This window comes from Ralstonia sp. 25C (genome assembly GCF_051904805.1).
GTDB lineage: Bacteria > Pseudomonadota > Gammaproteobacteria > Burkholderiales > Burkholderiaceae > Ralstonia.
In genome coordinates this window covers 3,907,206-3,932,310 of record NZ_CP196737.1, presented here as the reverse complement: position 1 = coordinate 3,932,310, position 25,105 = coordinate 3,907,206, and the positions used below count along the sequence as shown (strand labels likewise).

Sequence of the window (25,105 nt, the reverse complement as noted above, 5' to 3'; positions counted from 1 at the left end):
AGCACACCCGCATGAAATTCCTGTTCGATCTGTTCCCGGTCATCCTGTTCTTTGCTGCCTTCAAGGTGGCCGGTATTTATGTGGCGACCACCGTCGCGATGGCCGCCACCGTGCTGCAGATCGCCTGGGTGTGGTTCAAGCACCGCAAGGTCAACGCCATGCAGTGGCTGTCGCTGCTCATCATTGGCGTGTTTGGTGGCGCCACGCTCATCTTCCATAACGACACATTCATCAAGTGGAAGCCGACGGTGCTGTACTGGCTGTTCGGCGTGGTGCTGCTGGGCAGCGTGGTGTTCGTCCGCAAGAACCTCATCCGCGCCATGATGGAGCAGCAAGTCTCCTTGCCGGAGGCGATGTGGGGCCGCCTGAACGCGGTGTGGGCGGTCTTCTTCCTCGCCATGGGCTGCCTGAACCTGTACGTGGCGTACAACTTCGACACGGACGTCTGGGTCAACTTCAAGCTGTTCGGCTCGATGGGCCTGATGGTGGTGTTCATCATCATCCAGAGCATCTGGCTGGCGCGCCACATGCAGGAGCGCCCCGCCAATGCGGCCAACGACGCCAAGATCGGAGACGACCGCTGATGGCTGCAGATCCGCGCGAAATCGAACGCCTGCTGCGCGAGGCCTTCCAGCCTGACCACCTCACCGTAGAAGACGACAGCGCCAAGCACGCCGGCCACGCGGGCGCGGCATCGGGCGGCGGTCATTACAACGTCGATATTGTCAGCGCGGCCTTTACCGGCAAGAGCCGGGTGGCGCGACATCGCATGGTGTATGATGCGCTGCGCACGCTGTGGCCGGCGGCAATCCATGCCCTGGCGATCCGCGCTGTCACTCCTGAAGAAAACACGTAAGCGCTTCTACGCTCACTCGTCCTTCCCTCGAACGCAATCCCATGAAGATTTCCAGCCTCACTGCCAGCCTGCTGGCTGTTGCCCTTGCTGCGATCGCTGCACCGGCCCTGGCCCAGAACGCCGCCGTCGTCAACGGCAAGGCCATCCCGAGCGCCAAGGTGGACGCGCTGATCAAGAAGTCGGGCCAACCCGAATCGCCGGAACTGCGCAGCAAAGCGCGCGACATGCTGATCGACCGCGAACTGATCGAGCAGGACGCTCTCAAGCGCGGCCTGCTGGAGCGCGACGACGTGCAGGAGCAGCTCGCCCAGTCCCGCCTGAACGTGCTGGTGGCCGCTGAGTTCGAGGACTACGTCAAGAACAGCCCCACCACCGACGAAGAACTGCACAAGCAGTACGACAAGATCAAGGCGCAGTTCGGCAACGGCAAGGAATACCACGCTCACCACATCCTGGTGGACAAGGAAGCCGACGCGAAGGCCATCATCGCCAAGCTCAAGGGTGGCGCCAAGTTTGAAGACATTGCCAAGGCACAATCGAAGGACAAGGGATCGGGCGCCAATGGCGGCGATCTGGACTGGGCCAACCCGGGCACCTACGTGCCGGAATTCTCGGCCGCGCTGACCGGCCTGAAGAAGGGTCAGATCACCCAGACGCCGGTCAAGACGCAATTCGGCTGGCACGTGATCCGCCTGGACGACACCCGCGACGCGAAGATCCCGTCGTTCGAAGACGTCAAGCCGCAACTGCTCGACATGATGATGGGCGACCAGAACTGGCAGCGTGCCAAGTTCCAGGCCATGCTGAAGGACCTGCGCGAAAAGGCGAAGATCCAGTAAGCACCGGCCCGTTGGGGCAGTCAAAAAAAAGGGGCCACGTGCCCCTTTTTGATTTGATGGACCGGCCGCGTGATGCACGACTAGAAATCCCCCGGGCCCCCATGTTCTTTTGAAGCGTTTGCTGAAAAGCATTGTAATTTGTCCCATAATGTGCGCCCACGTGCGCCGAAATTGCACTGCTTCGGTGCACTCAAGAACAGCTGAAAACCAACCACGCCAGCACGGGCATATCCCGCCCATCGCCAGAGCGAAACCACCCAAAAGGAAACAGGAGATCCTTATGTCCCGCTTCAAGAACGCCTTCCGCATTGCTGCGCTTGCTGCCATCCCGATGGCCCTTCTGCAAGCCACGCCGGCACTGGCGCAGGCCACCAAGTCGGTCGAAGTGCTGGCCATCGTTGAGCACCCGGCGCTCGACGCCATCCGCGACGGCGCCAAGGAGCAGCTCAAGGCAGAAGGCTTCGATGCCGGCAAGAACCTGAAGTGGGAATACCAGAGCGCGCAAGGCAGCACCGCCACGGCCGCGCAGATCGCCCGTAAGTTCATCGGTGACAAGCCGGATGCCATCGTCGCGATCGCCACGCCGTCGGCGCAGGCTGTTGTGGCGGCTACCAAGTCGATCCCGGTGGTGTATTCGGGCGTGACGGACCCGGTTGCCGCGCAACTGGTCAAGAGCTGGCAGCCGAACAGCACCAACGTGACCGGCGTGTCGGACAAGTTGCCGCTGGACAAGCAAATCGCCCTGATCAAGCGCGTAGTGCCGAATGCCAAGCGCGTCGGCATGGTCTACAACCCGGGTGAAGCCAACTCGGCCGTGGTCGTGGAAGAGCTGAAGAAGCTGCTGCCCGCTGCCGGCATGACGCTGGTGACGTCGGCGGCGCCGCGCACTGTGGACATCGCCCCGGCCGCCAAGAACCTGATCGGCAAGGTCGACGTCATCTACACGAACACCGACAACAACGTGGTGTCGGCGTATGAGTCGCTGGTGAAGGTGGCCAACGAAGCGAAGATCCCGCTGGTGGCCGGCGACACCGACAGCGTGAAGCGTGGTGCCATCGCCGCGCTGGGCATCAACTACTACAAGCTGGGCCAGCAGACCGGCAAGGTTGTCGCCCGCATCCTGAAGGGTGAGAAGCCGGGCGCGATCGCCTCGGCCGGCAGCACCGACCTGGAACTGTTCGTGAACGAAGGCGCCGCCAAGAAGCAAGGCGTGACCCTGTCGGCAGACCTGCTGAAGGACGCCAAGGAAGTCATCAAGTAACTCGCAAGGCGCCAGGTCGGCTTCCGCTCAACGGAGCCGGCCCGGCGCGGGTCTGGCTGCCCGAGCCCCAACGTGGCTATCCGCCGCATAGTGGCCGGGCGCTTACGCTCCTACCCACAAGCGTCCCCGTTCATTGCACATAGGCCGGTGCCCAACCACCGAGCTCATCTCTGTCATGTCACTGTTTTCATTACTCGGCGCCCTGGAGATCGGTCTGATCTTCAGTCTCGTGGCGCTCGGGGTGCTGATCTCCTTCCGCATCCTCAACTTCCCTGACCTCACTGTCGACGGCAGCTTCCCCATGGGCGGCGCCGTGGCGGCCACGCTCATCGCGGGCGGACACGATCCGTTCGTGTCGACGCTGTGTGGCACGCTGGCCGGTGCCTTTGCGGGCTTCGTCACCGGCTGGCTCAACGTGCGCCTGAAGATCATGGATCTGCTCGCCAGTATCCTGATGATGATCGCGCTGTACTCGGTCAACCTGCGCATCATGGGCAAGCCGAACGTGCCGCTCATCTCCGAGCCGACCGTGTTCTCGATGCTCCAGCCGGAGTGGATGCCTGACTACGTCTTCCGCCCGGTGCTGCTGGCCGTGGTGGTGGTCGTGGTCAAGCTGTTGGTGGACTGGTTCTTCTCAACGCAGATCGGCCTGTCACTGCGTGCTACGGGTGCCAACCCGCGCATGGCACGCGCCCAGGGCGTTGCCACCGGTGCCGCTACGCTGGCCGGTATGGCGCTGTCCAACGCGCTGGTGGCCCTTGCCGGTGCGCTCTACGCGCAAACGCAAGGCGGCGCGGACGTGTCGATGGGTATCGGCACCATCGTGATCGGCCTGGCCGCCGTCATCATCGGCGAGACCGTGCTGCCGGCACGCCGCCTGGTGCTGACCACGCTGGCTGTGGTGATTGGCGCGATCCTGTATCGCTTCTTCATCGCCCTGGCGCTCAACAGCGATTTCATCGGCCTGCAGGCGCAGGATCTGAACATGGTGACCGCCGCGCTGGTGGTAATCGCCCTCGTGCTTCCCGGTGTGCGCCGCAAGGTGTTCGGCAAGCTGGCGAAGAACGGTACCAAGGGGAACTGACATGCTGAGCGCACAAGGACTCACCCTCACCTTCAATCCGGGCACGCCCATCGAGACGCGCGCGCTGCGCGGCCTGTCGCTGGAGATCCCCACGGGCCAGTTCGTGGCCGTGATCGGCTCGAACGGCGCCGGCAAGTCGACGTTCCTGAACTCCATCAGCGGCGACCAGCTGGTCGATTCGGGCAGCATCACCATCAACGGTGAGGACGTCACCCGCAAGACCGCATGGCAACGCGCCGACAAGGTCGCCCGCGTGTTCCAGGACCCGATGGCCGGTACCTGCGAGAACCTGACCATCGAAGAGAACATGTCGCTGGCCATGTGCCGCGGCCAGCGTCGTGGCTTTGCGTTCGCGACCAACCGCAAGTGGCGCGAGATCTTCCGCGAGCAACTGCGTCGGTTGGACCTCGGTCTGGAAAACCGCCTGACGGATCGCATCGGCCTACTCTCGGGTGGCCAGCGTCAGGCCGTGAGCCTGCTGATGGCCTCGCTGCAACCGTCGCGCATTCTGCTGCTGGATGAGCACACCGCCGCGCTGGACCCGAAAACGGCTGCCTTCGTGCTGGAGCTGACCGCCAAGATCGTCTCGGAGAGCAAGCTGACGACGATGATGGTCACGCACTCCATGCGGCAGGCGCTCGACTACGGCGACCGCACGGTGATGCTGCACCAGGGCAACGTGATCCTCGATGTGCAGGGCGAGGAGCGCAAAGGCCTGGACGTGCCGCACCTGCTGCAGAAGTTCGAGGAAACGCGCGGCGCCAAGGTGGACGACGACGCGCTGCTGCTCGGCTGATCCATCGCAGCACATCAACATCACATCGGCGGGCTCCCTTAGCGGAGCCCGCGACATTTCCAGCCCATGAGCAAGGCACGCCGCCCCGTCATCAGCATCGCGCCCGACCAGAACACGGAGGACGCGCCCACGCTGTCAAAAGGACAGCGGTCATTCAACGCGCTGATCAAGCAGATCGAGAATCGGCGCAAACGGCTGGCGGACTGGGAAGCCGCCACGACGCAATTCCAGGCGCGCTATGCCGGCGAGTTCGTACCGCTGAAGCGCACCCATACGGAATTGCAAATCCGCATGATCCACAGCCTGGACCGAGCCTACGAGCACGAGGGCCTCAGCAAGCCCGAACGCCGCAAGGTGTCCGCCCTCATCGTCGATTTGGCTGGCGACCTAATCGACGAAGACGCCAGCCTCAAGCCCATCTACAACAAGTACAGCGGATCGAATTTCGACCGTGAAATCGCAGCACAAGCTGCCGAGTTGAAATCGCGACTGGAAGCGGTGCTCGGTGTCGATCTGGGCGATGACGCGGATGGGCACTCGCACGAAGACCTGCTGCAACGCGCCCGAGCGCACATCGCGCAACAGGCCGCGAAGAAAGCCGCGATTGCAAGCAAGCGCGAAGCCCGCCGCGCCGCCCGGCAGAAATCCCCCAAACAACTTGCGGCAGAAGCACGTGAAGAAGAGGAGCAGGCGCAGATCACCCTGTCGATCCGCGAGGTCTATCGCAAGCTCGCCAGCGCCTTGCACCCTGACCGGGAGACCGACCCGCAGGAACGCGACCGGAAGACAAAGCTCATGCAGCGTGTCAACGAGGCGTATGACAAGAACAATCTGCTGCAACTGCTGGAGTTGCAGCTTGAGTTGGATCACATCGACCAGCGCTCCATCAACCACATCAGCGAAGCGCGGCTGACGCACTACAACGAGATTCTGAAAGACCAGGTGCGCGAACTGGATCGGCAGATCCATCGTGCCGAGATGGGGTTTCGGCACACGTACAGGTATCAGCGGTTTGGGGCGCTATCTCCGGAGACGGCGTTACAGGACCTTGCCGCCAATATCGACAGGCTCCAGCACAGCATTCGCGATCTCGAGCAGGACCTTGCCGCCTTTAGCGACATCAAGCCGTTGCGACGCATGCTGAAATCTCGCTCGGCCGGTGACTGATGCCGCTTTGAGCGGGGCGCTCCAGCCAAACAAAACGGGCACCCGAAGGTGCCCGTTTTCATTACAGCGATCGACTGGTTGGCCGGTCGATCAGAAGCGGTGCTGCAGACCCGCCGTCACGCCCATCTGGCTGTTGCCGTAGCCGACCACATCACGCGACAGGCTCACGTTCTGGCCGTTCTGCGCCTTGGCGTAGGCCACCGACAGATAGGCCGTGGTGCGCTTGGACAGTGCGTACTGGCCACGCAGCGAGAACAGGATCGGGTCGGCCGAGTTGTTCACGCCCTTGATGTTCTGCTTGTACACCGCGCCGTACAGCGTGAATGCCGGCGTGAAGTCGTAGCTGGCGCCTGCCCAGTACATGTCGCTGCGCTGCGTGGCGGCGGTCGTGGTGAATGCGCGCTTGTAGTTGCGGTAGCCCGCGAACAGCTTCAGGGCGCCGAAGTCGTAGCTGGCACCAGCGTGGATGCCTTGGATGTAGTCGGTCGTGTCCGCCGGCGTGGTGCTCGTGCCTGCGCCGTTCTGGCGGTCCCACGTGGCTGCGGCCGAGAAGCCGCCCACGCTGTAGCCGACACCCAGGTCGTACTTGGACGAACTCTTGAAGTTGCCCGCCACCTCGCCAAAGCCCACCGTCGCACCCAGCTTCAGGCCGCCGAACGTGCCGTCATAGCGCACGGCGTTGGACGAACGCGAGAACAGGCCGTCCTTGCGGTCGCCCGTTGCCGTGGACGACGTAGCCCACGAGTAGTTCGGTGCGTAGCCCATCGGGTCGTACGGCAGCATGAAATCGTACGTGGTCGTGAAGGTGCGACCCGCCACCACCTGACCGAAGCCACCTGCCAGACCCACCACAGCGCGGCGGTCGAACAGCGTGTTGTCGGTGTCGAGCTTGCCGGTGTCGATGGCGATGCCGCTTTCCAGGTTGAAGACCGCCTTCAGGCCCCCGCCCAGGTCTTCCGTGCCGCGCATGCCCCAGCGCGAGGTGTTCTTGCCGCCCGACACCAGACGGGTGGCGCTGCCGCCGTTCGGGCCGGCGTGGTTCACGTACTCGATGCCCGAGTCGACGATCCCATACAGGGTCACGTTGGACGATTGCGCGGCTGCAGTGCCGGCGGTGGCGAACGCAACGGCCGCCAGCGCCATCGAAGTCATTTTCATCAGGTCTCCCTTATTCGTTGTCCTTCCTCGCTTTTGCCGCAAAGGCCGCCGTGGCGGGCTTTTGGGCGGGACGGATCGTATGAGGGACGCACTTTCAGTTCACTTTCGATTGCCGGGAAATTAGTAGGGTGTACCCAAGGGGCTCGGGAGTTTCCCTAGCTTCAAAACGCTGGGGGATGTCTGTATTTCTCTGCGGCTTGTTGAGAAAAATCCGATATGCGCATCCTGTTGGTGGAAGACAACCTGAAGCTGGCCAGCACGCTGGAAGAAGCCCTGAGCCTGGCCGGCTTCACGGTCGATTGCGTGCACGATGGCCACGCGGCCGATCTGCTGCTCACCACGCAGGATTACGCGCTGGCGATTCTCGACATCGGCCTGCCGCGCCTGGATGGGCTGGAAGTGCTGCGCCGCCTGCGCGCCCGCAAGAATTCGCTGCCGGTGATGATCCTGACCGCCCACGGCGCCGTGGAAGAACGCGTGCGCGGCCTGAACCTCGGAGCTGACGATTACCTTGCGAAACCGTTCGACCTGACCGAGGTGGAAGCGCGCGCCCGCGCACTCATCCGTCGCAGCCACGGCCACGAGAGCACCCAACTGCAATGCGGCCCGCTGCACTACGACGGCATCAGCGGCGCCTTCACACTCAACGGCGAATTGCTCGCCCTCACCGGCCGCGAGCGTGCCGTGCTGGAAGTGCTGATGCTGCGCGACGGCCGCGCCGTCAACAAAGCGGCCATCTCGGAAAAGATCTTCAGCATCAACGAATCCGTCAACGCAGATGCCATCGAGATCTACGTGCACCGTCTGCGCAAGAAGCTCGACGGCAGCGGCGTGGCGATCGTGATGCTGCGCGGGCTGGGCTATCTGCTGGAAGCCACCCCATGAGGGCGGCCAGCCTGCGCCGGCAGCTCTCACTGTGGTTGGTGCTGCCGCTGTTGGCGCTGCTCGCGCTCGATGCCTGGCTGACCTACGCGCGCGCCATGACTGCGGCCAACGCGGCGTTCGACCGCACGCTCGAAGCATCGCTCAAAGCCATGCGCGACGGTGTGCGCCTGCGTGATGAGCATTTCGCTATCGACCTGCCCTACCTCGCGCTGGAAATTCTCGAATCGGAAACGGGCAGCAGCATCTTCTACCGGCTCGTCGATACCAACGGCGCCACGCTCACCGGCTACGACGGCCTGCCGATGCCGAGCGGCCGTCAGCCCCCGCCGTATCGCACCGTGTTCTATGACACGGCGTTCCGTGGCATGCAGGTCCGCATGGCCGCCCAGCCCGTGCCGGTGCAGGATTCGCAACAAGCGCCACAGTCCGCGCAAATCCAAATGGTATGGCTGCTGGTGGGCGAAACCTTGGAGCCGCGCGAAGCCCTGGCGCACGAAATTCTCGCCGGCTCGCTGCAGCAGGAAGTGCTGCTGGTGGTGCTGGCGGTGGGCATCGTCTGGCTGGGTGTGCGACGCGGGCTTCGGCCACTGCGTCAGTTGAGCGAAACCGTGGCCAACCGCAGCACCGATGAACTTGCCCCGCTGCCGCAGCATGGCTTGCCGGCGGAAGTCGCGCCGCTGGTCGAAGCCATCAACCAATACGTTGCACGCCTCCTGAGGCTGCTGCAGGCCCGCAAGCGCTTTTTTGCCGATGCCGCACATCAGTTGAAGACGCCGCTGGCCGTGATCCAGGCGCAATCTGAACTCGCCTTGCGCGAGCCTGATGGAGACCGCATCCGCCGCCATCTGGAACCACTGCATGGCACCGTGAGACAGGCCGCGCGGGGCGTGCAGCAGTTGCTGTCGCTCTCGCGCCTGGAGACCGACAGCGGTTACGCCCCGCACCTCCAACCGCTTCGCCTCGACACGCTGGCCGGTGATGTGGCGCTCGAACTGGCACCGGTGGCGCGCAAATCCGGCGTCGATCTCGGCTTTGAAGGCGACGAACCCGTGACCGTAGCCGGTGAGCCCCAGTGGCTGCAGGAACTGGTCGGCAACCTGCTCGACAACGCCATCCGCTACGCCGGCAAGGGTGCACGCGTCACGCTGCGCGTCAAACGCCAATCGATGGCAATGCTGGGCGAGCAGGCCGTGCTGCAAGTGGAAGACGACGGCCCCGGCATTGCCGTGCCTGAGCGCGATGTGGTGTTCGGCCGGTTCTATCGTGGCGCCGCATCGGAAGGCCACGACGGCAGTGGCCTGGGCCTGGCCATCGTGCGCGAGATCGCGCGCATGCATGGCGGCACGGTGGCCCTGTCGGAAACGCCCGGCGGCGGGCTCACCGTGAGCGTCTACCTCGCACTCGCGCTGGCGGAAGAACCCGTAGCCTGATCGCCGGTTGCCGCAAGGCCACATCTTTTTTTTCGGCGATGCAGCAATGCGCGACACACCGTGCACCGTTTGCGTGACGACGCAGCGCACCATTTCCAGGCGCCGTCGCGTTCGCGGCTGCGCCGCCCAAATTGGTTCCATCCACACACGCTGATGCCCGCCACATGTGTGCTGACGGCGACCTACACTCAGAGCACACCCCAGTCGTTACCCAATCGGCCGCCGAGCTTGCTCGGGCAAGGCATCCGGGGTTTTCCCTATTGTGGTGCCGTGGGCCCGCACGCCCATTGGCTGTGCCTGCGGCGTCGCCTGAAATGGCTCCATCAAATAACCGGGATTGGGTCCACTTGGCAGAACAATGAGCCGCTATAGTCCATTCACAAATCGTCACAACACGATACGTTGACCGACCCGAAGGGGCCTAGGGACAGCAGGAGGCAGCAAATGAAGACCGACGACGTGATCGTCAGCTTTCGCGGTGTACGCAAGACGTATGACGGCGAGACCCTCGTAGTCAAACACCTGGATCTCGACATCTACCAGGGCGAGTTCCTGACCCTGCTCGGCCCCTCCGGCTCGGGCAAGACAACGTGCCTGATGATGCTGGCCGGGTTTGAATTCCCGACCGGCGGCGAGATCCGCCTGGAAGGCACACTGCTCAACAACGTGCCGCCGCACAAGCGCAACATCGGCATGGTGTTCCAGAACTACGCGCTGTTCCCGCACCTGACGGTGGCGCAGAACGTGGAATACCCGCTGACCGTGCGCAAGATTCCCGCCAGCGAGCGCGCCGATCGTGTCCACAAGGCCCTGCAGATGGTGCGCATGGAAGGCTTTGCCAAGCGCTACCCCGCGCAGCTCTCGGGCGGCCAGCAGCAGCGCATTGCCCTGGCCCGCGCGCTGGTGTTCGAACCCAAGCTCGTGCTGATGGACGAACCGCTCGGCGCGCTCGACAAGCAACTGCGTGAACACATGCAGTACGAGCTGAAGTCCCTGCACGAAAAGCTCGGCGTGACCTTCGTCTACGTGACGCACGACCAGGGCGAGGCACTCACCATGTCCGACCGCGTGGCCGTGTTCGACAAGGGCATCGTGCAGCAGCTCGACACGGTGGACAGCCTGTATGAGCGCCCGTGCAACGAGTTCGTCGCCAACTTCATCGGCGACAGCAACACGCTGCGCGGCACCGTCACCCGCATCGACGGCGACTACTGCGAACTGCAACTCAATGACGGCGCCCGCATCCTGGGCCGCAACATCGCTGGTGCCAGCGTGGGTGCTACCGCCACCGGCTGCATCCGCCCCGAGCGCATGCGCCTGCTTGATGGTGCGCCAGCCACCGGCAACGCCATCGCAGGCCAGACACGCGGCCTCGTCTACTTTGGCGACCACGTGCGTATGCGCTGCGCTCTACCCGATCAACCTGAATGTTTCGTCAAGGTGCCGCTGGGCACGCGCGCGCTCGAAGGCTTTGCGCCGGGCGCTCCGATCCAGTTGGAGTTCGCACCCGAACATCTGCGCATTTTTGTCTGAGCCGTTTTTGCCTGACCGTAACACGACCACAAAGCCGTAACCACACGCTAAAGCCAAAAGAGGAGCCAACATGAAACACAGCACGAAAATGCGTCTGAGCCTGCTTGCAGGTGCGTTCGCCATTGCATTCGGCGCGCATGCAGCGGAAATCACCGTCGTCAACTTCGGCGGCGCCAATGGCGATGCGCAGAAGGCCGCCTTCAACAAGCCGTTCGAGGCGCAGACCAACAACAAGGTCACCGTGGTCGAGTACAACGGCGAGCAGGCCAAGATCAAGGCCATGGTGGAAGCCAAGCACGTCAACTGGGACGTGGTGGAAGTCGAATCCGGCGACATCGGCCGCGGCTGCGATGAGGGCCTCTTCGAGAAGCTCGACTGGAGCAAGATCGCCAAGAAGAGCGACCTGATCCCCGAGTCGCCGAGCGCCTGCGGCGTGGGCTTCTTCGTGTGGTCGACCGCGATGGCGTACAACGCCGACAAGCTCAAGACCGCCCCCACCGGCTGGGCCGATTTCTGGGACGTGAAGAAATTCCCGGGCAAGCGAGGCATGCGCAAGGGTGCGCGCGGCAACCTGGAATTCGCGCTGATGGCCGACGGCGTGCCGGTCAAGGACGTCTACAAGGTGCTGGCCACCAAGGACGGCCAGGCCCGCGCGTTCAAGAAGCTCGATCAGCTCAAGCCGAACATCCAGTGGTGGGAAGCCGGTGCACAGCCGCCGCAGTTCCTGGTGGCGGGTGACGTGGTGATGTCCACCGCGTTCAACGGCCGCATCGATGCCGCACAGCGCGAAGGCAAGAACCTGAAGGTGGTCTGGAACGGCAGCATCTACGACCTGGACTACTGGGCCATCCCCAAGGGCACGCCCAACAAGGCGCTGGCCGAGCAGTACATCGCCTACACGCTGTCGCAGAAGCCGCAGCAGGAATACGCCAAGCACATCGCGTATGGCCCGGCCAACGTGGCGGCCATCAAGGCGCTCGATACCAAGACGCAAGCCAACATGCCCAACTCGCCCGAGAACGCCAAGAACGCCGTGCTGCAGAACCTGCAGTTCTGGACCGACCATGGTGACGAGCTGGAACAGCGCTTCGCCTCGTGGGCATCGAAGTAACACCGTAGCGATGTAACGCAGTACCGCGCGGATGCCCTGTCGACTCGGCATGGCATCCGCCGGATGAATCTCCGCAGCATTTGGCGAGGGCAGCTTGAACACCATGACCATCGCGGCTGAATCGGTTCCGGAATCGACGGCCAAACTCAAACGCGAACTGAAGAGCGCTGAGGCGCGCAGGCGTGCCATGGCGCTGGCGCTGGTGGCGCCGCTCGCCATCTTCCTGCTGCTGATCTTCGTGGTGCCGATCGGCGCCTTGCTCACGCGCGCCGTGCAGAACCCCGAGGTGGCCGACGCGCTGCCCAAGACAGTCGCCGCGCTCAAGAACTGGGACCGCAAAGCCCCACCCGCCGATGCCGCCTACGTTGCCTTGGTCGCCGACCTCACCACCGTGAGCGAAGGCGAAGCGATGGGCGCCCTGGCCCGCCGCCTGAATACCGAAATCCCCGGCTTCCGCTCGCTGGTCGCCAAGACCGCCCGCGCGATGCCGTTGGCCGATGACCAAGGCAAGGCGCTGACGCTCACGCCCGAGCAGACCCGCGCCAAGCTCCTCGAAGTCGACGAGCGCTGGGGCGATGCCACCTACTGGCAGGCCATCGCCAAGAATGGCAGCCGCACGTCGCCGTTCTACCTGCTGGCGGCGTTGGACCACAAGCAAGACGCCTTCGGCCACATCCAGCCCACCGACCCCGACGAGCAGATCTACGTGACCGTGTTCGTCCGCACCTTCGTCATCAGCGCGATGGTGACGCTGTTCGCGCTGTTGCTCGGCTATCCGCTGTCGTACTGGATCGCCTCGCTGCCGGAGCGCCGCGCCAACCTCGTCATGGTGATGGTGCTGATCCCGTTCTGGACCTCCATCCTCGTGCGCGTGGCCGCATGGATCGTGTTGCTGCAAACCGAAGGCCTGATCAACCACGGGCTGATGGACCTGGGGATCATCAAGGAGCCGCTGGCGCTGCTGTTCAACCGTGTGGGCGTGTACATCTCGATGACGCACATCCTGCTGCCGTTCATGATCCTGCCGCTGTACAGCGTGATGAAGTCGATCCCGCCCACGTACCAGCGGGCAGCCGTCTCGCTGGGCAGCCATCCGTATGCCGCATTCTGGCGCGTGTACGTGCCGCAGACCTATCCGGGCATCGGCGCCGGTGCGCTGCTGGTGTTCATCCTGGCACTTGGCTACTACATCACGCCCGCGCTGCTGGGCGGCCCGAACGATCAGATGGTCAGCTACTACGTGGCGTACTTCACCAACGTCACCATCAACTGGGGCATGGCTTGCGCGCTGGGCGCACTGCTGCTGCTCGCGACGCTCGTGCTGTACGCGGTGTACGGCCGCTTCACGCGCCCCAAGGTTCGCGTCGGTTGAACGGAGCCCATCGACTATGAAACTCGCCAAACCGATGTTCGCCCCGCACACCTCGCTGATCGAGCGCATCTGGTACTTCGCGCTGCGCGGCCTGGCCGTGCTGACGCTGCTCTACCTCGTGCTGCCGGTGCTGGTGATCGTGCCGCTGTCGTTCTCGTCGAGCACCTTCCTCTCGTACCCAATCCCGAGCTATTCGCTGCGCTGGTACCACAACCTCGTCACGTCGGATGAATGGCGCATGGCGGCCAAGAACAGCTTCATCGTCGCGCCCGCAGCCACGATCGTGGCAACGGTGCTGGGCACACTCGCGGCCATCGGGCTGAACAAGGCGGACTTCCGTGGTAAGGGGCTACTGATGGCGGTGTTGGTATCGCCGATGATCGTGCCGGTGGTCGTCGTCGGTGTCGGCATGTATCTGTTCTTCGCGCCGCTGGGGCTGGCCAATACGTATGTCGGGCTGATCCTCGCGCATGCGGCGCTGGGTGTGCCATTTGTGGTGACGACTGTGCTGGCGACGCTGCAGGGGTTCAATCACAACCTGGTGCGGGCTAGCCTGTCGCTGGGCGCCAATCCTGTGATGACGTTTTTCCGGATCACCCTGCCCGTGATTGCGCCGGGCGTGATTTCGGGCGCGCTGTTTGCCTTCGCTACGTCGTTTGATGAGGTGGTGGTGACGCTCTTCCTAGCCGGCGCCGATCAGGTCACGCTGCCGCGTCAGATGTTTACCGGGATTCGCGAAAACATCTCGCCGACGATTGCTGCGCTGGCGACGATTTTGATTGTGTTCTCGACTTGTCTGCTGCTGACGTTCGAATGGCTGCGCGGGAGGGCTGCGGCTAAGGCGATCGCCTGACTTGGTTTTTGTACCTCGGGGTCTTTGCTTTTGGTCCATCCCCTGTTTCATCCCCTGCCGGGGCTGACTCACTTTCTTTGTCTTGCCAAAGAAAGTAAGCAAAAAAAGGCGCGCCCAAGATGGCGACCCATCCCTTGAATTTCTGTCACCGGGCGGAGACGGGGAAAACTCGCTTCGCTCAGACAGTTCCCCGTCTTTTTTCCGCCCGCTGACAGAAATTCAAGGCGCCATCTAGGGCAAGGGCAAAGCACACCATCGCTTGCCAGCGCACTACTTCGTCTTACCTTCTAAACTAGTCGCCGCTCGCCTTGCATCTGGCGCCTCGCGCAGGGCATCAACCACGCACACGCACCGCCTGAGCTATGTCGCTCACTCTTGTTCCTCGCCGGTTTGGCCTTTGACGTTCCTGCCCTTGATGGCGCCTTGGATTTTTGTTGCGGGGAGGATAAAGAGAGCGGGCCTGTCTGAGCGCAGCGAGTTTGCCCGCTCTCCCTCCCCGCGACAAAAATCCAAGGAGGGGGTCGCCATCTCGGGCGCGCCTTTCTTTGCTTACTTTCTTTGGCAAGACAAAGAAAGTGAGTCGCCCCCGGCAGGGGGTGAAACAGGGGATAAGCCGCTGCGCCAAGCAGCAAGCCCCGACGCCTCCAGTTCAGAACTCGACGCCCGGAGCTATTTTCTCGACACGCCGAGCTTTTCTCTCGACGCGTGGAGTTCCGAACTCGGCCGTTGGCGTTCCGAACATCACGCGCGGGGAGTTGTCCCGCTCAGAGGAACATCCCACCCGAAGCCTCGATGCGCTGCGCATTGATCCAGCGGTTGTCCGGCGACAGCAGCGAGGCCACCACGCCACCGATGTCATCCGGCAGCCCAGCACGCCCCAGCGCCGTGTTGGCCGCCACCATGGCATTGAGATCGGGGTTGTCGCGCACGGCACCGCCACCAAAGTCCGTCTCGATGGCACCCGGTGCGACCACGTTGACGGCAATGCCGCGGGGCCCAAGTTCCTTCGCCAGATAGCGCGTCAGCACCTCCACCGCGCCCTTCATCGCCGCATACGCGCCATAGCCAGGTAACGCAAAGCGCGCCAGTCCCGACGAGATATTGACGATGCGCCCGCCGTCGGCCATGAGCGGCAGCAGGATCTGCGTGAGGAAGAACACGCCTTTGAAGTGCACATTCATCAGCTCATCGAACTGGGCTTCAGTGGTTTCGGCCACGCTGGCATGCGCGCCGACGCCTGCGTTGTTGACGAGGAAGTCGAAGCGCTCGGCCTTCCACTGCGCCAGCACGCCGCGCACGGCATCGGCAAAGGCTGGGAAGGTGGCGATCTTGCCGGTGTCCAACTGCAGCGCTGCGGCGCGGCGGCCCTGGGCGGTCAACTCGGCGACGAGTGCGTCGGCGTCTGCGCGGTTGCTGCGGTACGTGAAGATCACGTCGGTGCCGCGCTGGGCCAGCTTCTGCACCATGTTCTTGCCAAGGCCGCGGCTGCCGCCGGTCACGATGGCGATGGGGGTGTGGGATTGGGTCATCTTGCTCTCCGTTGGGTTAAGGGGTGTCGAACACCGTGAGAGCATGGTATTGGGCGATAAACTAAGAATAAATCTCGCCTATCCTATTGCTGTGTTTGCCCACAGATAACAATCTACCCACCGCCGCCATGCCCGCCAACCAACTCGAAGCCATGCAGATCTTTGTGCGCGTGGCTGAACTCGCCAGCTTCACGCGCGCCGCGGAGGCGCTGAGCATTCCCAAGCCGGCCGCCTCGGTCGCGGTGCAGCAGTTGGAGACGATGCTCGGCACGCGCCTGCTGCATCGGACCACGCGCAAGGTGCAGCTCACGCAAGACGGCCAGGCCTTCTACGAGCGCTGCCAAGACCTGCTGGCCGACATGGACGAGCTGCAGACCATGTTCCGGCAGACCTCGCAGGCGCTGCGCGGCCGCTTGCGTGTGGACATGCCCGTAGGTGTCGCCCGCCGCATCGTCATCCCCGCCCTGCCCGGCTTTCTGGACGCGCATCCCGATCTGGAAATCGAGCTCTCCAGCACAGACCGTCGCGTCGACCCGGTGCGCGAAGGTTTCGACTGCGTGCTGCGCATCGGCGCACTGACCGACAGCAGCCTGATCGCCCGCCCGCTCGGTCAACTGCATCAGGTCAACTGCGCGAGCCCCGCGTACATCGCGCGCTATGGCATGCCGAAAACACTCGAAGACCTCGACCGCCATCGCATCGTTCATTACGTGCAGACGCTGGGCACCAAATCGCCGGGGTGGGAATACACGGTGGAGGGCCGCTCGGCGTTTCGGCCGATGAAAGGTGCGGTAACGGTCAGCTCGGCGGAGAGCTATGACGCGGCGTGCCGAGCCGGGCTGGGGATGATCCAGGCGCCGGTATATGCCGGGCTGTCATCGGCGATTGCCGATGGGACGCTGCTGGAAGTCCTGCCGGATTTTCGGCCGCCGCCGATGCCGGTGTCGCTGGTGTATCCGAACCGGCGGAACCTGCCGGTGCGGGTGCAGGTGTTCATGCATTGGATGGAGGGGTTGCTGGGCCCGTATCTGGAGGCGCGGCCGTCGGGTTCGTAGGAAGTCGCCCGTCAAATGGTCTGTTTGCCTTGAACAGGTCGCCTCCTTTCCATTAGAGAAGCCGCTGAACCTATAAAATACGGCTTTCGCCACGATTCCCGTGGCAACCGCACTCAGCACCCATGTTACGTTTAAGCGAAGTCAAACTCCCTCTGGACCATGCCGAAGACGATCTTGACGCCGCAGTTCGCGCGCGCCTCAAGGATCTCGGCGTCGCGGCAGACGGGCTCGTCCGTTACACCGTATTCCGCCGTGCCCACGATGCACGCAAGCGCTCGGATATCAAGCTGACCTATATCGTCGACGTCGAAGTCAAGAACGAGGCAGCCGTGCTCAAGCGGATCGCCGGCAAGCCGCATTGCGGGGTGACGCCGGACATGACCTACCGCTTTGTTGCGCAGGCACCCGAGCACACGACGCGCCCGCGCCCGGTGGTGATCGGCATGGGGCCGTGCGGTCTGTTTGCGGGGCTAATCCTCGCGCAGATGGGGTTCCGTCCCATCATCCTCGAACGTGGCAAGGCCGTGCGCGAGCGCACCAAGGACACCTTTGGCCTGTGGCGCAAGAGCGTACTCAACCCCGAATCCAACGTGCAGTTCGGCGAAGGCGGCGCCGGGACGTTCTCTGACGGCAAGCTGTACAGCCAGATCAAGGATCCGCACCACTACGGCCGCAAGGTGCTCGAGGAGTTCGTCAAGGCGGGCGCGCCGGAAGACATCCTGTATCTGAGCCGGCCGCACATCGGCACGTTCCGCCTCGTCAGCATGGTGGAAAAAATGCGCGCCACCATCCACGAGCTGGGCGGCGAAGTGCGTTTCGAAACCCGGGTGGACGATATCGAAATCGATCAGGGCAAGGTGCGCTCGCTCAAGCTCTCGAACGGTGAAACGCTGCGCTGCGACCATGTGGTGCTGGCCGTTGGCCACAGCGCGCGCGACACGTTCCAGATGCTGCACGATCGCGGTGTGTATATGGAAGCCAAGCCGTTTTCACTGGGTTTTCGCATCGAACATCCGCAGGGGCTGATCGATCGCGCCCGCTTCGGCAAGTTTGCGGGCCACAAGCAACTCGGCGCGGCCGACTACAAGGTGGTCCACCACTGCAGCAATGGGCGGGCGGTCTACAGCTTTTGCATGTGCCCAGGCGGCACAGTGGTGGCGGCGACCTCCGAACCCGGCCGCGTGGTCACCAATGGCATGAGCCAGTATTCCCGGGCCGAGCGCAATGCGAATGCGGGCATCGTCGTCGGCATCACGCCGGAAGACTATCCGGGCGGGCCGCTGGCGGGCATCGCGTTCCAGCGCAAATGGGAAGAACGGGCATTCGAACTCGGCGGCAGCAACTACCAGGCGCCCGGTCAACTGGTCGGGGACTTCATCGCCGGCCGGCCATCGACGTCGCTTGGCTCCGTCATCCCGTCGTACAAGCCGGGCGTGCACCCGACCGATCTCAGCACGGCGCTCCCGGACTACGTGATCGAAGCCATCCGTGAAGCACTCCCCCAGCTCGATAAGAAGATCGCAGGCTTCGCGCTGCACGATGCCGTGCTCACCGGCGTGGAGACGCGCACTTCGTCACCGCTGCGGATTCGACGCAAAGACGATTACCAAAGCATGAACGTCGAAGGCCTATATCCGGCTGGCGAAGGTGCCGGGTATGCCGGTGGGATCTATTCGGCGGCCATCGACGGTATTGAAGTGGCGCAAGCGGTGGCACTCAATCTGGCATCGACGCACGCGTCCTGATGTGTGGGGGTAAGGGCGGCTGGTGAGCTGCCGCCGATGCCGGTGTCGTTCAACCGCTGGCCTCGAATTCGTAGGCGCTCCGGCTTGCGGTCAGTGTAGTCTCACGGCTTGCCGCTGCCCGCCACCTAACCCCCGCCCCGGTCATGAAAGCTCTCCAACGCTGTGCCATATGCGCGCTGCTCGCCTGTAGCGTCGCCATCGCCTCCCCCGATGAAGATCGGCTCGGTAAGCCGCAGGGCTATCCGCTTGCGCCAAGCGCAGCACGCATCCACGAGGCTCAATACATCGTGGGCGCCTTCAGCGGCATGGACCGTATCTCGCCGTCTTGCGAACTTGCGCCGGCCGACAAACCGGTGCCGCTCAAGATCGCGGAACAGGAGGCGGATGTCCGGTATCGGTTCCGCAACCATGACTACACGCTGGCGGACTACATGGAGCATCAGCGCGCGACCGCCGTGCTGATTGTTCAAGACGGCGTCATCCTGGCTGAGCATTACGGCTACGACCGCACGCAAGACATGCGCATGCTGTCCAACTCGATGGCCAAGACGCTGGTGGCACTTGCCATCGGCAAGGCGCTGGAGGACGGAAGCCTGCGTTCGCTGGAAGACCGCGTGGACCAATACGTGCCCGGGCTTGCGGGCACACTGTACGGTGAAACGCGCATCGTCGATCTTCTGCGCATGGCCTCCGGCGCCAAGTACGTCGAGGACTACACCCCCAACGACGATCGGGCACGCTTCCTCAAGACAGCCGCCAAGCAAGGCGTGCTCGCGGCAGCCGCCCAGGTCAACGAGCGCGCCGATGCGCCGGGCACGCGTTTCAACTATGCGGGCGCGCAAACCGAAGTGTTGGCGCTGGTGCTGCAGGCGGCTACGCAGCGCAGCCTGTGCGACTTCGTTGACGACAAGCTATGGAAGCCAATGGGGGCACAAGCCAAGGCGACCTATCTCGTGCGCGAATCCGACGGATCCGCGTTTGCACAGGGCGGCTTCAATGCGACGGCTCGGGACTACGCGCGCCTCGGATCCCTGCTCGCCAACGACGGCGTGGTGCAAGGCCAGCAAGTCGTGCCCCGCGCGTTTCTGTTGGACATGGCCGACGCATCGCGCCAGCCTGAGGCGTTTCGTCCGGGGCAGATGGCCTATCACGGCAATCACTACTACGGCTACGGGTTCCAAGTCTGGCTTCTGCCGGGAGAAGCGCGGCGGTTCGTGCTGCTCGGCATCCATGGACAGGCAATCTACGTGGACCCGCGATCCAAGCTCACCATGGTTCATCTTGCGGTGGGACAGGATGCGGCGGGCGATGCGAGCGGCGCCCATTTGGGCGCAGAGCGGGATGCGTTGTGGCGCGGTGTCGTGGAGAGGTTTGGGCGCTAAACCGCACGGCTGATATGGCGGGTCGCCGCAGTCTGTGAAGAAAGAAAAAAGCGCGCCGAGATCCCCTCGGCGCGCTTCATTTTTTGCTTCACCCCTTCTGCTGGGTAGGTACCCCGGACTCCGGGTGCGGCATCAGCACCACCACCGAAGCGAACCTCCAGCTCACGCTGTCGCAGACGTCCCACCCGCCTTACGCGCGCGCATCAACAGCAACGGCGCGGGCACCCAGCGGTCTACCGCCTTGAACACCAGGACGACGAGACACGCTCCAGCAAGCACCGCCGCTGTGTTCGTCAGCGCAGCCGGATAGCCGATCTTCGCCACATTCAAGAACGGATAGGGATACCACCCGCTCAACGCGCCGTGCACAAAGGTGTACGCAAGCCACGCCGCCGGCCAGATCAGCGACAGCGCGACGGTCGACCATCCGATGCGCGGCCGCGGGCCAAACAGCAGCCAGCCGACAAGCGCCATCCATGGCGAGACGTAGTGAAAGCCATTTGACGCCAAGAGCGCCAATCCGGTTGCCTTCGAGATTGGCGCAAGCACGATGTGAAACACCAGCCCCGTCGTCGCGATGCCGAGCAAACCATCCAGCCTGAGTACGCGCCACCATTTGCCATCGCGCGCAGGGTCCAGCACGAGAGAGATGGCAACCGCCGCAACCAGGAGGTTGCTTTGGATGGTGAAGTAGCTGAACAACCGGACAAGCCGCGTAGCAAGCGAGACCTGGCTACCCACACCGCTGATGGTCACGCTGAGCTGCACGATCAGTGCAACGACAATGACGGCGGCCAACAGGGCATGCCATGCCCGTGCCGGCCGCATCGGTGATGCATTGGCCAACTCAGCCACGCATCAACCCATCCACTTGCGTGCGTTGCGGAACATCCGCATCCACGGGCTGCTGCCGTCGCCGGCGGCTTCCCATTCCTTCGGATGCCAGCTCATCTGCACCGCGCGGAACACGCGTTCCGGGTGCGGCATCAGAGCAGTGAATCGACCGTCGTGCGTCGTCACCGAGGCAATGCCCTGCGGCGAGCCGTTCGGGTTGAGCGGATACGTCTGCGTGACTTCACCGCGGTTATCGACATAACGCAGGCCAACGGCCACCTTGCTGATGTCGCCTTGCTGCGAGAAGTCGGCATAGCCCTCGCCGTGCGCGACGACGATGGGGATACGGCTGCCTTCCATGCCAGCGTAGAAGATCGACGGGGACGCTTCCACCTGCACGGTCACCAGACGACCTTCGTACTGCTCCGACTGGTTGCGCGTGAACTTCGGCCATGCGCCGGCACCCGGGATGATCGGGGCGAGGTTCGCCATCATCTGGCAGCCGTTGCACACACCCAGCGCGATCGAATCCGTGCGGTTGAAGAAGGCCGCGAACTGCTCGGCGAGCATGCTGTTGAAGAGGATGGTCTTCGCCCAGCCTTCGCCCGCGCCGAGCACATCGCCGTAGCTAAAGCCGCCACAAGCGACGAAGCCCTTGAAGCCGGCCAGCGTGGTGCGGCCAGCCAGCAGGTCGCTCATGTGGACGTCGTAGGTGTCGAAGCCGGCCTTGTCCATCGCATAGGCCATTTCGATCTGCGAGTTCACACCCTGCTCGCGCAGGATCGCCATGCGCGGGCGGGCGCCCGTGGCGATGAACGGTGCGGCCACGTCTTCCGCAATGTCGAACGTGAGCTTGGGCGAGATGCCCGGGTCTTCGGCATCCAGCAGGATGTCGTATTCGCTCTGCGTGCACTCGGGGTTGTCGCGCAGGCTGGCGATGCGCCAGGAGACGTCCGTCCAGGTGCGTTGCAACTCGATGCGCGAGGCACTGAACACCTTCTTGGCGTCGCGCCAGATTTCGATATGGTCGTTGGCGTTGGGGGCGCCGATGACGTGGCTGCAGCCAGCAAGGCTGTGCTCGCGCAGCACCGCGAACACCGCATCGCGCTGAGCCAGCGGCACTTGAATGACTGCGCCGAGTTCTTCGGAGAACAGTGCACGCAGCGTCAGGTCCGCACGGCGGCCGGAGACTTGCTGCGCCCAGTTCTTGGCGTCGCCATGGTCGGCTGCATCGTCCAGCGTGAGCATGTCGACGTTGATCGACACGCCGCAGTGGCCGGCAAAGGCCATTTCGCAAACCGTCGCCCACAAGCCGCCGTCGGAGCGATCGTGGTAGGCGAGCAGCGAACCGCTGGCGTTCAGTTGCTGGATGGCTGCGAAGAAGCGCTTGAGGTCTTCCGCGTCGTCCACGTCCGGCACGGTGTTGCCGATCTGCTGCGTGACCTGCGCCAGGATGCTGCCGCCCATGCGGTTCTTGCCGCGGCCCAGGTCGATCAAGATCAGCGTGGTGTCGGCCGGCGCGTTGGCCGATTCGACTTGCTTGAGTTGCGGCGTGAGCGTCTTGCGCACGTCCGTCACCGGCGCAAAGGCCGAGACGATGAGCGACACCGGCGCCACGACTTCCTTCGCTGCGCCATCGTCTTCCCACTTGGTGCGCATCGACAGCGAATCCTTGCCCACCGGAATGCTGATGCCCAACGCCGGGCACAGGTCCATGCCGACGGCCTTGACGGTGTCGTACAGGCGGGCGTCTTCGCCGTTCACACCGCAAGCGGCCATCCAGTTGGCCGACAGCTTGAGTTGCGTGAGCGAGTCGATCGGTGCAGCGGCGATGTTGGTGATGGACTCGCCAATCGCCATGCGGCCCGATGCCGGTGCGTTGATGACAGCCAGCGGCGTGCGCTCGCCCATCGTCATTGCCTCACCCGTGTAGCCCTTGTAGTCGAGCGTGGTGACGGCCACGTCGGCCACCGGCACTTGCCACGGGCCGACCATCTGGTCGCGCGTGTTCAGGCCGCCGACGGTGCGGTCGCCAATGGTGATGAGGAACGATTTGCTGGCAACGGTCGGGTGGCGCAGTACATCGCGCGCCACCACTTCCAGATCCAGACCGGTGACATCGACTTCCGGCAGTTCTTGCGACACGCGACGCACGTCGCGGTGCATGCGCGGCGGCTTACCGAGCAGCACGTCCATCGGCATGTTGACCGGGAAATGGTCGGCGCTATCGACCGGGGCATCGCTGTCGACCACTTGCAGTTGCTGCTCATCGGTGGCGAAACCGACCACCGAGAACGGCGCGCGCTCGCGCTCGCACATGGCCTGGAAGCGCGGGAAATCGCCCGGGGCGATGGCCAGCGTGTAGCGCTCTTGCGATTCGTTGCACCAGATTTCTGCCGGGCTCAGGCCCGACTCTTCCAGGTGCACCTGGCGCAGGTCGAAGCGTGCGCCCTTCTCCGCTCCGTTGACGATTTCCGGGAAGGCGTTGGAGATACCGCCCGCGCCCACGTCGTGAATCGACAGGATCGGGTTGTCTTCGCCCAGCGCCCAGCACGCGTTGATGACTTCCTGCGCGCGGCGCTGCATTTCGGGGTTGCCGCGCTGGACGGAGTCGAAGTCCAGGTCAGCGGTGTTGGTGCCGGTGGCCATCGAGCTGGCAGCGCCGCCGCCCATGCCGATGCGCATGCCGGGGCCGCCCAGTTGAATCAGCAGCGTGCCGGCCGGCAGGCCGTGCTTGTGCGTGTGGCCGGCATCGATGTTGCCGATGCCGCCCGCGATCATGATCGGCTTGTGATAGCCGCGCACGGTGCCGCCGACGTTCTGCTCGTAGACGCGGAAATAGCCGCCCAGGTTGGGCCGGCCGAATTCGTTGTTGAACGCAGCGCCGCCGATCGGACCTTCGATCATGATCTGCAGCGGCGAGGCGATGCGGTCCGGCTTGCCGATGGGGCCTGCAGCAGCTTCATCGGGATTGCGATGCGCCACGGGCTGAGCCGTATCGCGGGCGTTTTCCCACGATTGTTCAGCGTCCGGCAGCAGCAAGTTCGACACGGTGAAGCCGGTCAGGCCCGCCTTGGGCTTGGCGCCACGGCCGGTCGCGCCTTCGTCGCGGATTTCACCGCCCGCGCCGGTTGACGCACCCGGGAACGGCGAGATGGCCGTCGGGTGGTTGTGCGTCTCCACCTTCATCAGCGTGTGCGTGAGCGCCTCGCGACGGTTGTATTGCGGCACGCCCGTTGCGGCTTCGGTGCCAGCGTGCGGGAACCAGCGCTCGGCCATGCCGCCTTCCATCACGGCGGCGTTGTCCGAATACGCGACGATCGTGCCCTGCGGCGCGAGCTGGTGCGTGTTGCGGATCATCGCGAAGAGCGACTTGTCTTGCGTTTCGCCGTCGATGGTCCAGTCGGCGTTGAAGATCTTGTGGCGGCAGTGCTCGCTGTTGGCCTGCGCGAACATCATCAGCTCGACGTCGGTCGGGTTGCGTTCGAGCTTGCGGTAGGCGTCGACCAGGTAGTCGATTTCGTCGTCGGACAGGGCCAGGCCCATTTCGACGTTGGCGGCTTCCAGCGCCTGACGGCCACCGGCGATATCGACAAAGCGCAATGCCTTGGCGGGCAGCACGTCGAACAGGCCGTAGCCAGCTTCGCGCGAGTCGATCACCACTTCGGTCATGCGGTCGTGCAGATGCTCGGCCACCGCGGCGCGGGTGGCGTCGTCCAGATGCTTGGCCGCACCGGTCAAGCTGCGGATGAGGCCCTTCTTGCACGTAACGGTGAATTCCACGCCGCGCTCGATGCGGTGGATCTGCGGCAGCGCGCAGTGGCGGGCGATTTCGGTCGCCTTGCTGGCCCACGGCGAGATCGTGCCGAAGCGCGGGATGACCACGAAACGGTCGCCCTCGACATCCGCTGGGGCGGGCGAGCCGTAGGTCAGCAGCGCCTGAACACGGGCGGACTCATCGGCCGACAGCGGCGTGTCGGCTGCAACAAAGTGCAGGTATTGGGCACTGACGGCTTCGATATCGGGATCGATGCGCTTGAGGGTGGAAAGCAGGCGTTGCTGACGGAAGGCGGACAGCGCGAGAGCGCCGGGAAAGCACGAGAAATGCGCCATGGTGGGCAAGGCAGGCAGTAGCTGGAAGAGGAGACTCCCCGGCGTGCGCGGGGAAACCGCTATTGTACCTTGCCCAGCCCGTGTTACCGAGCCTCAAAGCGC

The 25,105-nt window shown here is 63.9% G+C and carries 20 protein-coding genes; 16 read left to right on the top strand and 4 right to left on the bottom strand.

Going from position 1 to position 25,105, the window contains the following annotated elements:
* Window positions 1–11 precede the first annotated feature (11 nt).
* The 7 genes from ACS7SF_RS18290 to ACS7SF_RS18260 all read left to right on the top strand — a co-directional run bounded on the left by ACS7SF_RS18290 (window position 12) and on the right by ACS7SF_RS18260 (window position 6,003).
* A complete protein-coding gene (locus ACS7SF_RS18290) occupies window positions 12–584 on the top strand; it encodes a septation protein A (RefSeq protein WP_439891051.1) in 573 nt (190 codons plus the stop codon).
* Entirely contained in the window at window positions 584–856 is a 273-nt protein-coding gene (locus ACS7SF_RS18285; protein ID WP_439891050.1) for a BolA family protein, read from the top strand. The genes ACS7SF_RS18290 and ACS7SF_RS18285 overlap by 1 nt, the downstream gene beginning before the upstream one ends.
* 41 nt (window positions 857–897) lie before the next feature.
* On the top strand, window positions 898–1,695 hold the full coding sequence (locus tag ACS7SF_RS18280; RefSeq protein WP_439891049.1) for a peptidylprolyl isomerase: 798 nt from the start codon (window positions 898–900) through the stop codon (window positions 1,693–1,695).
* Between the two features lie 280 nt (window positions 1,696–1,975).
* The gene (locus tag ACS7SF_RS18275; RefSeq protein ID WP_439891048.1) at window positions 1,976–2,956 is read left to right on the top strand and encodes an ABC transporter substrate-binding protein; all 981 of its coding nucleotides are present in this window, start codon (window positions 1,976–1,978) and stop codon (window positions 2,954–2,956) included.
* Window positions 2,957–3,131: 175 nt separating this feature from the next.
* Window positions 3,132–4,040: an ABC transporter permease gene (locus ACS7SF_RS18270; RefSeq protein ID WP_439891047.1), complete on the top strand. Its 909-nt coding sequence runs from the start codon at window positions 3,132–3,134 to the stop codon at window positions 4,038–4,040.
* 1 nt (window position 4,041) lies between these two features.
* The gene (locus ACS7SF_RS18265) at window positions 4,042–4,836 is read left to right on the top strand and encodes an ABC transporter ATP-binding protein (protein ID WP_439891046.1); all 795 of its coding nucleotides are present in this window, start codon (window positions 4,042–4,044) and stop codon (window positions 4,834–4,836) included.
* A gap of 66 nt (window positions 4,837–4,902) precedes the next feature.
* Window positions 4,903–6,003, top strand: a complete 1,101-nt coding sequence (locus ACS7SF_RS18260; RefSeq protein WP_439891045.1) for a J domain-containing protein — start codon at window positions 4,903–4,905, stop codon at window positions 6,001–6,003.
* A gap of 90 nt (window positions 6,004–6,093) precedes the next feature.
* Here the strand turns inward: ACS7SF_RS18260 and ACS7SF_RS18255 are convergent, their stop codons facing one another.
* A complete protein-coding gene (locus ACS7SF_RS18255) occupies window positions 6,094–7,161 on the bottom strand; it encodes a porin (RefSeq protein WP_439891044.1) in 1,068 nt (355 codons plus the stop codon).
* A 216-nt stretch (window positions 7,162–7,377) separates the two neighbouring features.
* On the opposite strand from ACS7SF_RS18255, the gene ACS7SF_RS18250 reads away from it, so the two are divergent.
* The 6 genes from ACS7SF_RS18250 to ACS7SF_RS18225 all read left to right on the top strand — a co-directional run bounded on the left by ACS7SF_RS18250 (window position 7,378) and on the right by ACS7SF_RS18225 (window position 14,345).
* A complete protein-coding gene (locus ACS7SF_RS18250; protein WP_439891043.1) occupies window positions 7,378–8,046 on the top strand; it encodes a response regulator in 669 nt (222 codons plus the stop codon).
* Window positions 8,043–9,476 carry a sensor histidine kinase gene (locus tag ACS7SF_RS18245; RefSeq protein ID WP_439891042.1) on the top strand — a complete coding sequence of 478 codons (1,434 nt, stop codon included), beginning with the start codon at window positions 8,043–8,045 and terminating at the stop codon, window positions 9,474–9,476. Before ACS7SF_RS18250 ends, ACS7SF_RS18245 begins: the two co-directional genes overlap by 4 nt.
* Window positions 9,477–9,920: 444 nt before the next feature.
* Window positions 9,921–11,009: an ABC transporter ATP-binding protein gene (locus ACS7SF_RS18240; RefSeq protein WP_439891041.1), complete on the top strand. Its 1,089-nt coding sequence runs from the start codon at window positions 9,921–9,923 to the stop codon at window positions 11,007–11,009.
* A 70-nt stretch (window positions 11,010–11,079) separates the two neighbouring features.
* Window positions 11,080–12,120 (top strand): ABC transporter substrate-binding protein, encoded by a 1,041-nt coding sequence (locus tag ACS7SF_RS18235; protein ID WP_439891040.1) that lies wholly within the window; start codon window positions 11,080–11,082, stop codon window positions 12,118–12,120.
* Window positions 12,121–12,223: 103 nt separating this feature from the next.
* Window positions 12,224–13,492: an ABC transporter permease gene (locus ACS7SF_RS18230; RefSeq protein WP_439892800.1), complete on the top strand. Its 1,269-nt coding sequence runs from the start codon at window positions 12,224–12,226 to the stop codon at window positions 13,490–13,492.
* 16 nt (window positions 13,493–13,508) lie between these two features.
* Window positions 13,509–14,345: an ABC transporter permease gene (locus tag ACS7SF_RS18225; RefSeq protein WP_439891039.1), complete on the top strand. Its 837-nt coding sequence runs from the start codon at window positions 13,509–13,511 to the stop codon at window positions 14,343–14,345.
* A 764-nt stretch (window positions 14,346–15,109) separates the two neighbouring features.
* Here the strand turns inward: ACS7SF_RS18225 and ACS7SF_RS18220 are convergent.
* Complete coding sequence (locus ACS7SF_RS18220; protein ID WP_439891038.1) at window positions 15,110–15,874, bottom strand: SDR family NAD(P)-dependent oxidoreductase; 765 nt, start codon at window positions 15,872–15,874, stop codon at window positions 15,110–15,112.
* Window positions 15,875–16,002: 128 nt separating this feature from the next.
* Between ACS7SF_RS18220 and ACS7SF_RS18215 the strand changes: the two genes are divergently transcribed.
* The 3 genes from ACS7SF_RS18215 to ACS7SF_RS18205 all read left to right on the top strand — a co-directional run bounded on the left by ACS7SF_RS18215 (window position 16,003) and on the right by ACS7SF_RS18205 (window position 20,056).
* Entirely contained in the window at window positions 16,003–16,929 is a 927-nt protein-coding gene (locus ACS7SF_RS18215; RefSeq protein WP_439891037.1) for a LysR family transcriptional regulator, read from the top strand.
* A 122-nt stretch (window positions 16,930–17,051) separates the two neighbouring features.
* Entirely contained in the window at window positions 17,052–18,674 is a 1,623-nt protein-coding gene (locus ACS7SF_RS18210; protein ID WP_439891036.1) for an NAD(P)/FAD-dependent oxidoreductase, read from the top strand.
* Window positions 18,675–18,817: 143 nt separating this feature from the next.
* Window positions 18,818–20,056 carry a serine hydrolase domain-containing protein gene (locus ACS7SF_RS18205; protein ID WP_439891035.1) on the top strand — a complete coding sequence of 413 codons (1,239 nt, stop codon included), beginning with the start codon at window positions 18,818–18,820 and terminating at the stop codon, window positions 20,054–20,056.
* 162 nt (window positions 20,057–20,218) lie between these two features.
* Here the strand turns inward: ACS7SF_RS18205 and ACS7SF_RS18200 are convergent, their stop codons facing one another.
* Window positions 20,219–20,854, bottom strand: a complete 636-nt coding sequence (locus ACS7SF_RS18200) for a Pr6Pr family membrane protein (protein ID WP_439891034.1) — start codon at window positions 20,852–20,854, stop codon at window positions 20,219–20,221.
* Window positions 20,855–20,914: 60 nt separating this feature from the next.
* Complete coding sequence (purL, locus tag ACS7SF_RS18195; RefSeq protein ID WP_439891033.1) at window positions 20,915–25,003, bottom strand: phosphoribosylformylglycinamidine synthase; 4,089 nt, start codon at window positions 25,001–25,003, stop codon at window positions 20,915–20,917.
* Between the last annotated feature and the right edge of the window lie 102 nt (window positions 25,004–25,105).

Excerpts from the sequence above, each read along its gene's own strand:
- ACS7SF_RS18290 (WP_439891051.1), top strand. The coding sequence starts at position 12 with ATGAAATTCCTGTTCGATCTGTTCCCGGTCATCCTGTTCTTTGCTGCC.
- ACS7SF_RS18285 (WP_439891050.1), top strand. The coding sequence starts at position 584 with ATGGCTGCAGATCCGCGCGAAATCGAACGCCTGCTGCGCGAGGCCTTC.
- ACS7SF_RS18280 (WP_439891049.1), top strand. The coding sequence starts at position 898 with ATGAAGATTTCCAGCCTCACTGCCAGCCTGCTGGCTGTTGCCCTTGCT.
- ACS7SF_RS18275 (WP_439891048.1), top strand. The coding sequence starts at position 1,976 with ATGTCCCGCTTCAAGAACGCCTTCCGCATTGCTGCGCTTGCTGCCATC.
- ACS7SF_RS18270 (WP_439891047.1), top strand. The coding sequence starts at position 3,132 with ATGTCACTGTTTTCATTACTCGGCGCCCTGGAGATCGGTCTGATCTTC.
- ACS7SF_RS18265 (WP_439891046.1), top strand. The coding sequence starts at position 4,042 with ATGCTGAGCGCACAAGGACTCACCCTCACCTTCAATCCGGGCACGCCC.
- ACS7SF_RS18260 (WP_439891045.1), top strand. The coding sequence starts at position 4,903 with ATGAGCAAGGCACGCCGCCCCGTCATCAGCATCGCGCCCGACCAGAAC.
- ACS7SF_RS18255 (WP_439891044.1), bottom strand. The coding sequence starts at position 7,161 with ATGAAAATGACTTCGATGGCGCTGGCGGCCGTTGCGTTCGCCACCGCC.
- ACS7SF_RS18250 (WP_439891043.1), top strand. The coding sequence starts at position 7,378 with ATGCGCATCCTGTTGGTGGAAGACAACCTGAAGCTGGCCAGCACGCTG.
- ACS7SF_RS18245 (WP_439891042.1), top strand. The coding sequence starts at position 8,043 with ATGAGGGCGGCCAGCCTGCGCCGGCAGCTCTCACTGTGGTTGGTGCTG.
- ACS7SF_RS18240 (WP_439891041.1), top strand. The coding sequence starts at position 9,921 with ATGAAGACCGACGACGTGATCGTCAGCTTTCGCGGTGTACGCAAGACG.
- ACS7SF_RS18235 (WP_439891040.1), top strand. The coding sequence starts at position 11,080 with ATGAAACACAGCACGAAAATGCGTCTGAGCCTGCTTGCAGGTGCGTTC.
- ACS7SF_RS18230 (WP_439892800.1), top strand. The coding sequence starts at position 12,224 with ATGACCATCGCGGCTGAATCGGTTCCGGAATCGACGGCCAAACTCAAA.
- ACS7SF_RS18225 (WP_439891039.1), top strand. The coding sequence starts at position 13,509 with ATGAAACTCGCCAAACCGATGTTCGCCCCGCACACCTCGCTGATCGAG.
- ACS7SF_RS18220 (WP_439891038.1), bottom strand. The coding sequence starts at position 15,874 with ATGACCCAATCCCACACCCCCATCGCCATCGTGACCGGCGGCAGCCGC.
- ACS7SF_RS18215 (WP_439891037.1), top strand. The coding sequence starts at position 16,003 with ATGCCCGCCAACCAACTCGAAGCCATGCAGATCTTTGTGCGCGTGGCT.
- ACS7SF_RS18210 (WP_439891036.1), top strand. The coding sequence starts at position 17,052 with ATGTTACGTTTAAGCGAAGTCAAACTCCCTCTGGACCATGCCGAAGAC.
- ACS7SF_RS18205 (WP_439891035.1), top strand. The coding sequence starts at position 18,818 with ATGAAAGCTCTCCAACGCTGTGCCATATGCGCGCTGCTCGCCTGTAGC.
- purL (WP_439891033.1), bottom strand. The coding sequence starts at position 25,003 with ATGGCGCATTTCTCGTGCTTTCCCGGCGCTCTCGCGCTGTCCGCCTTC.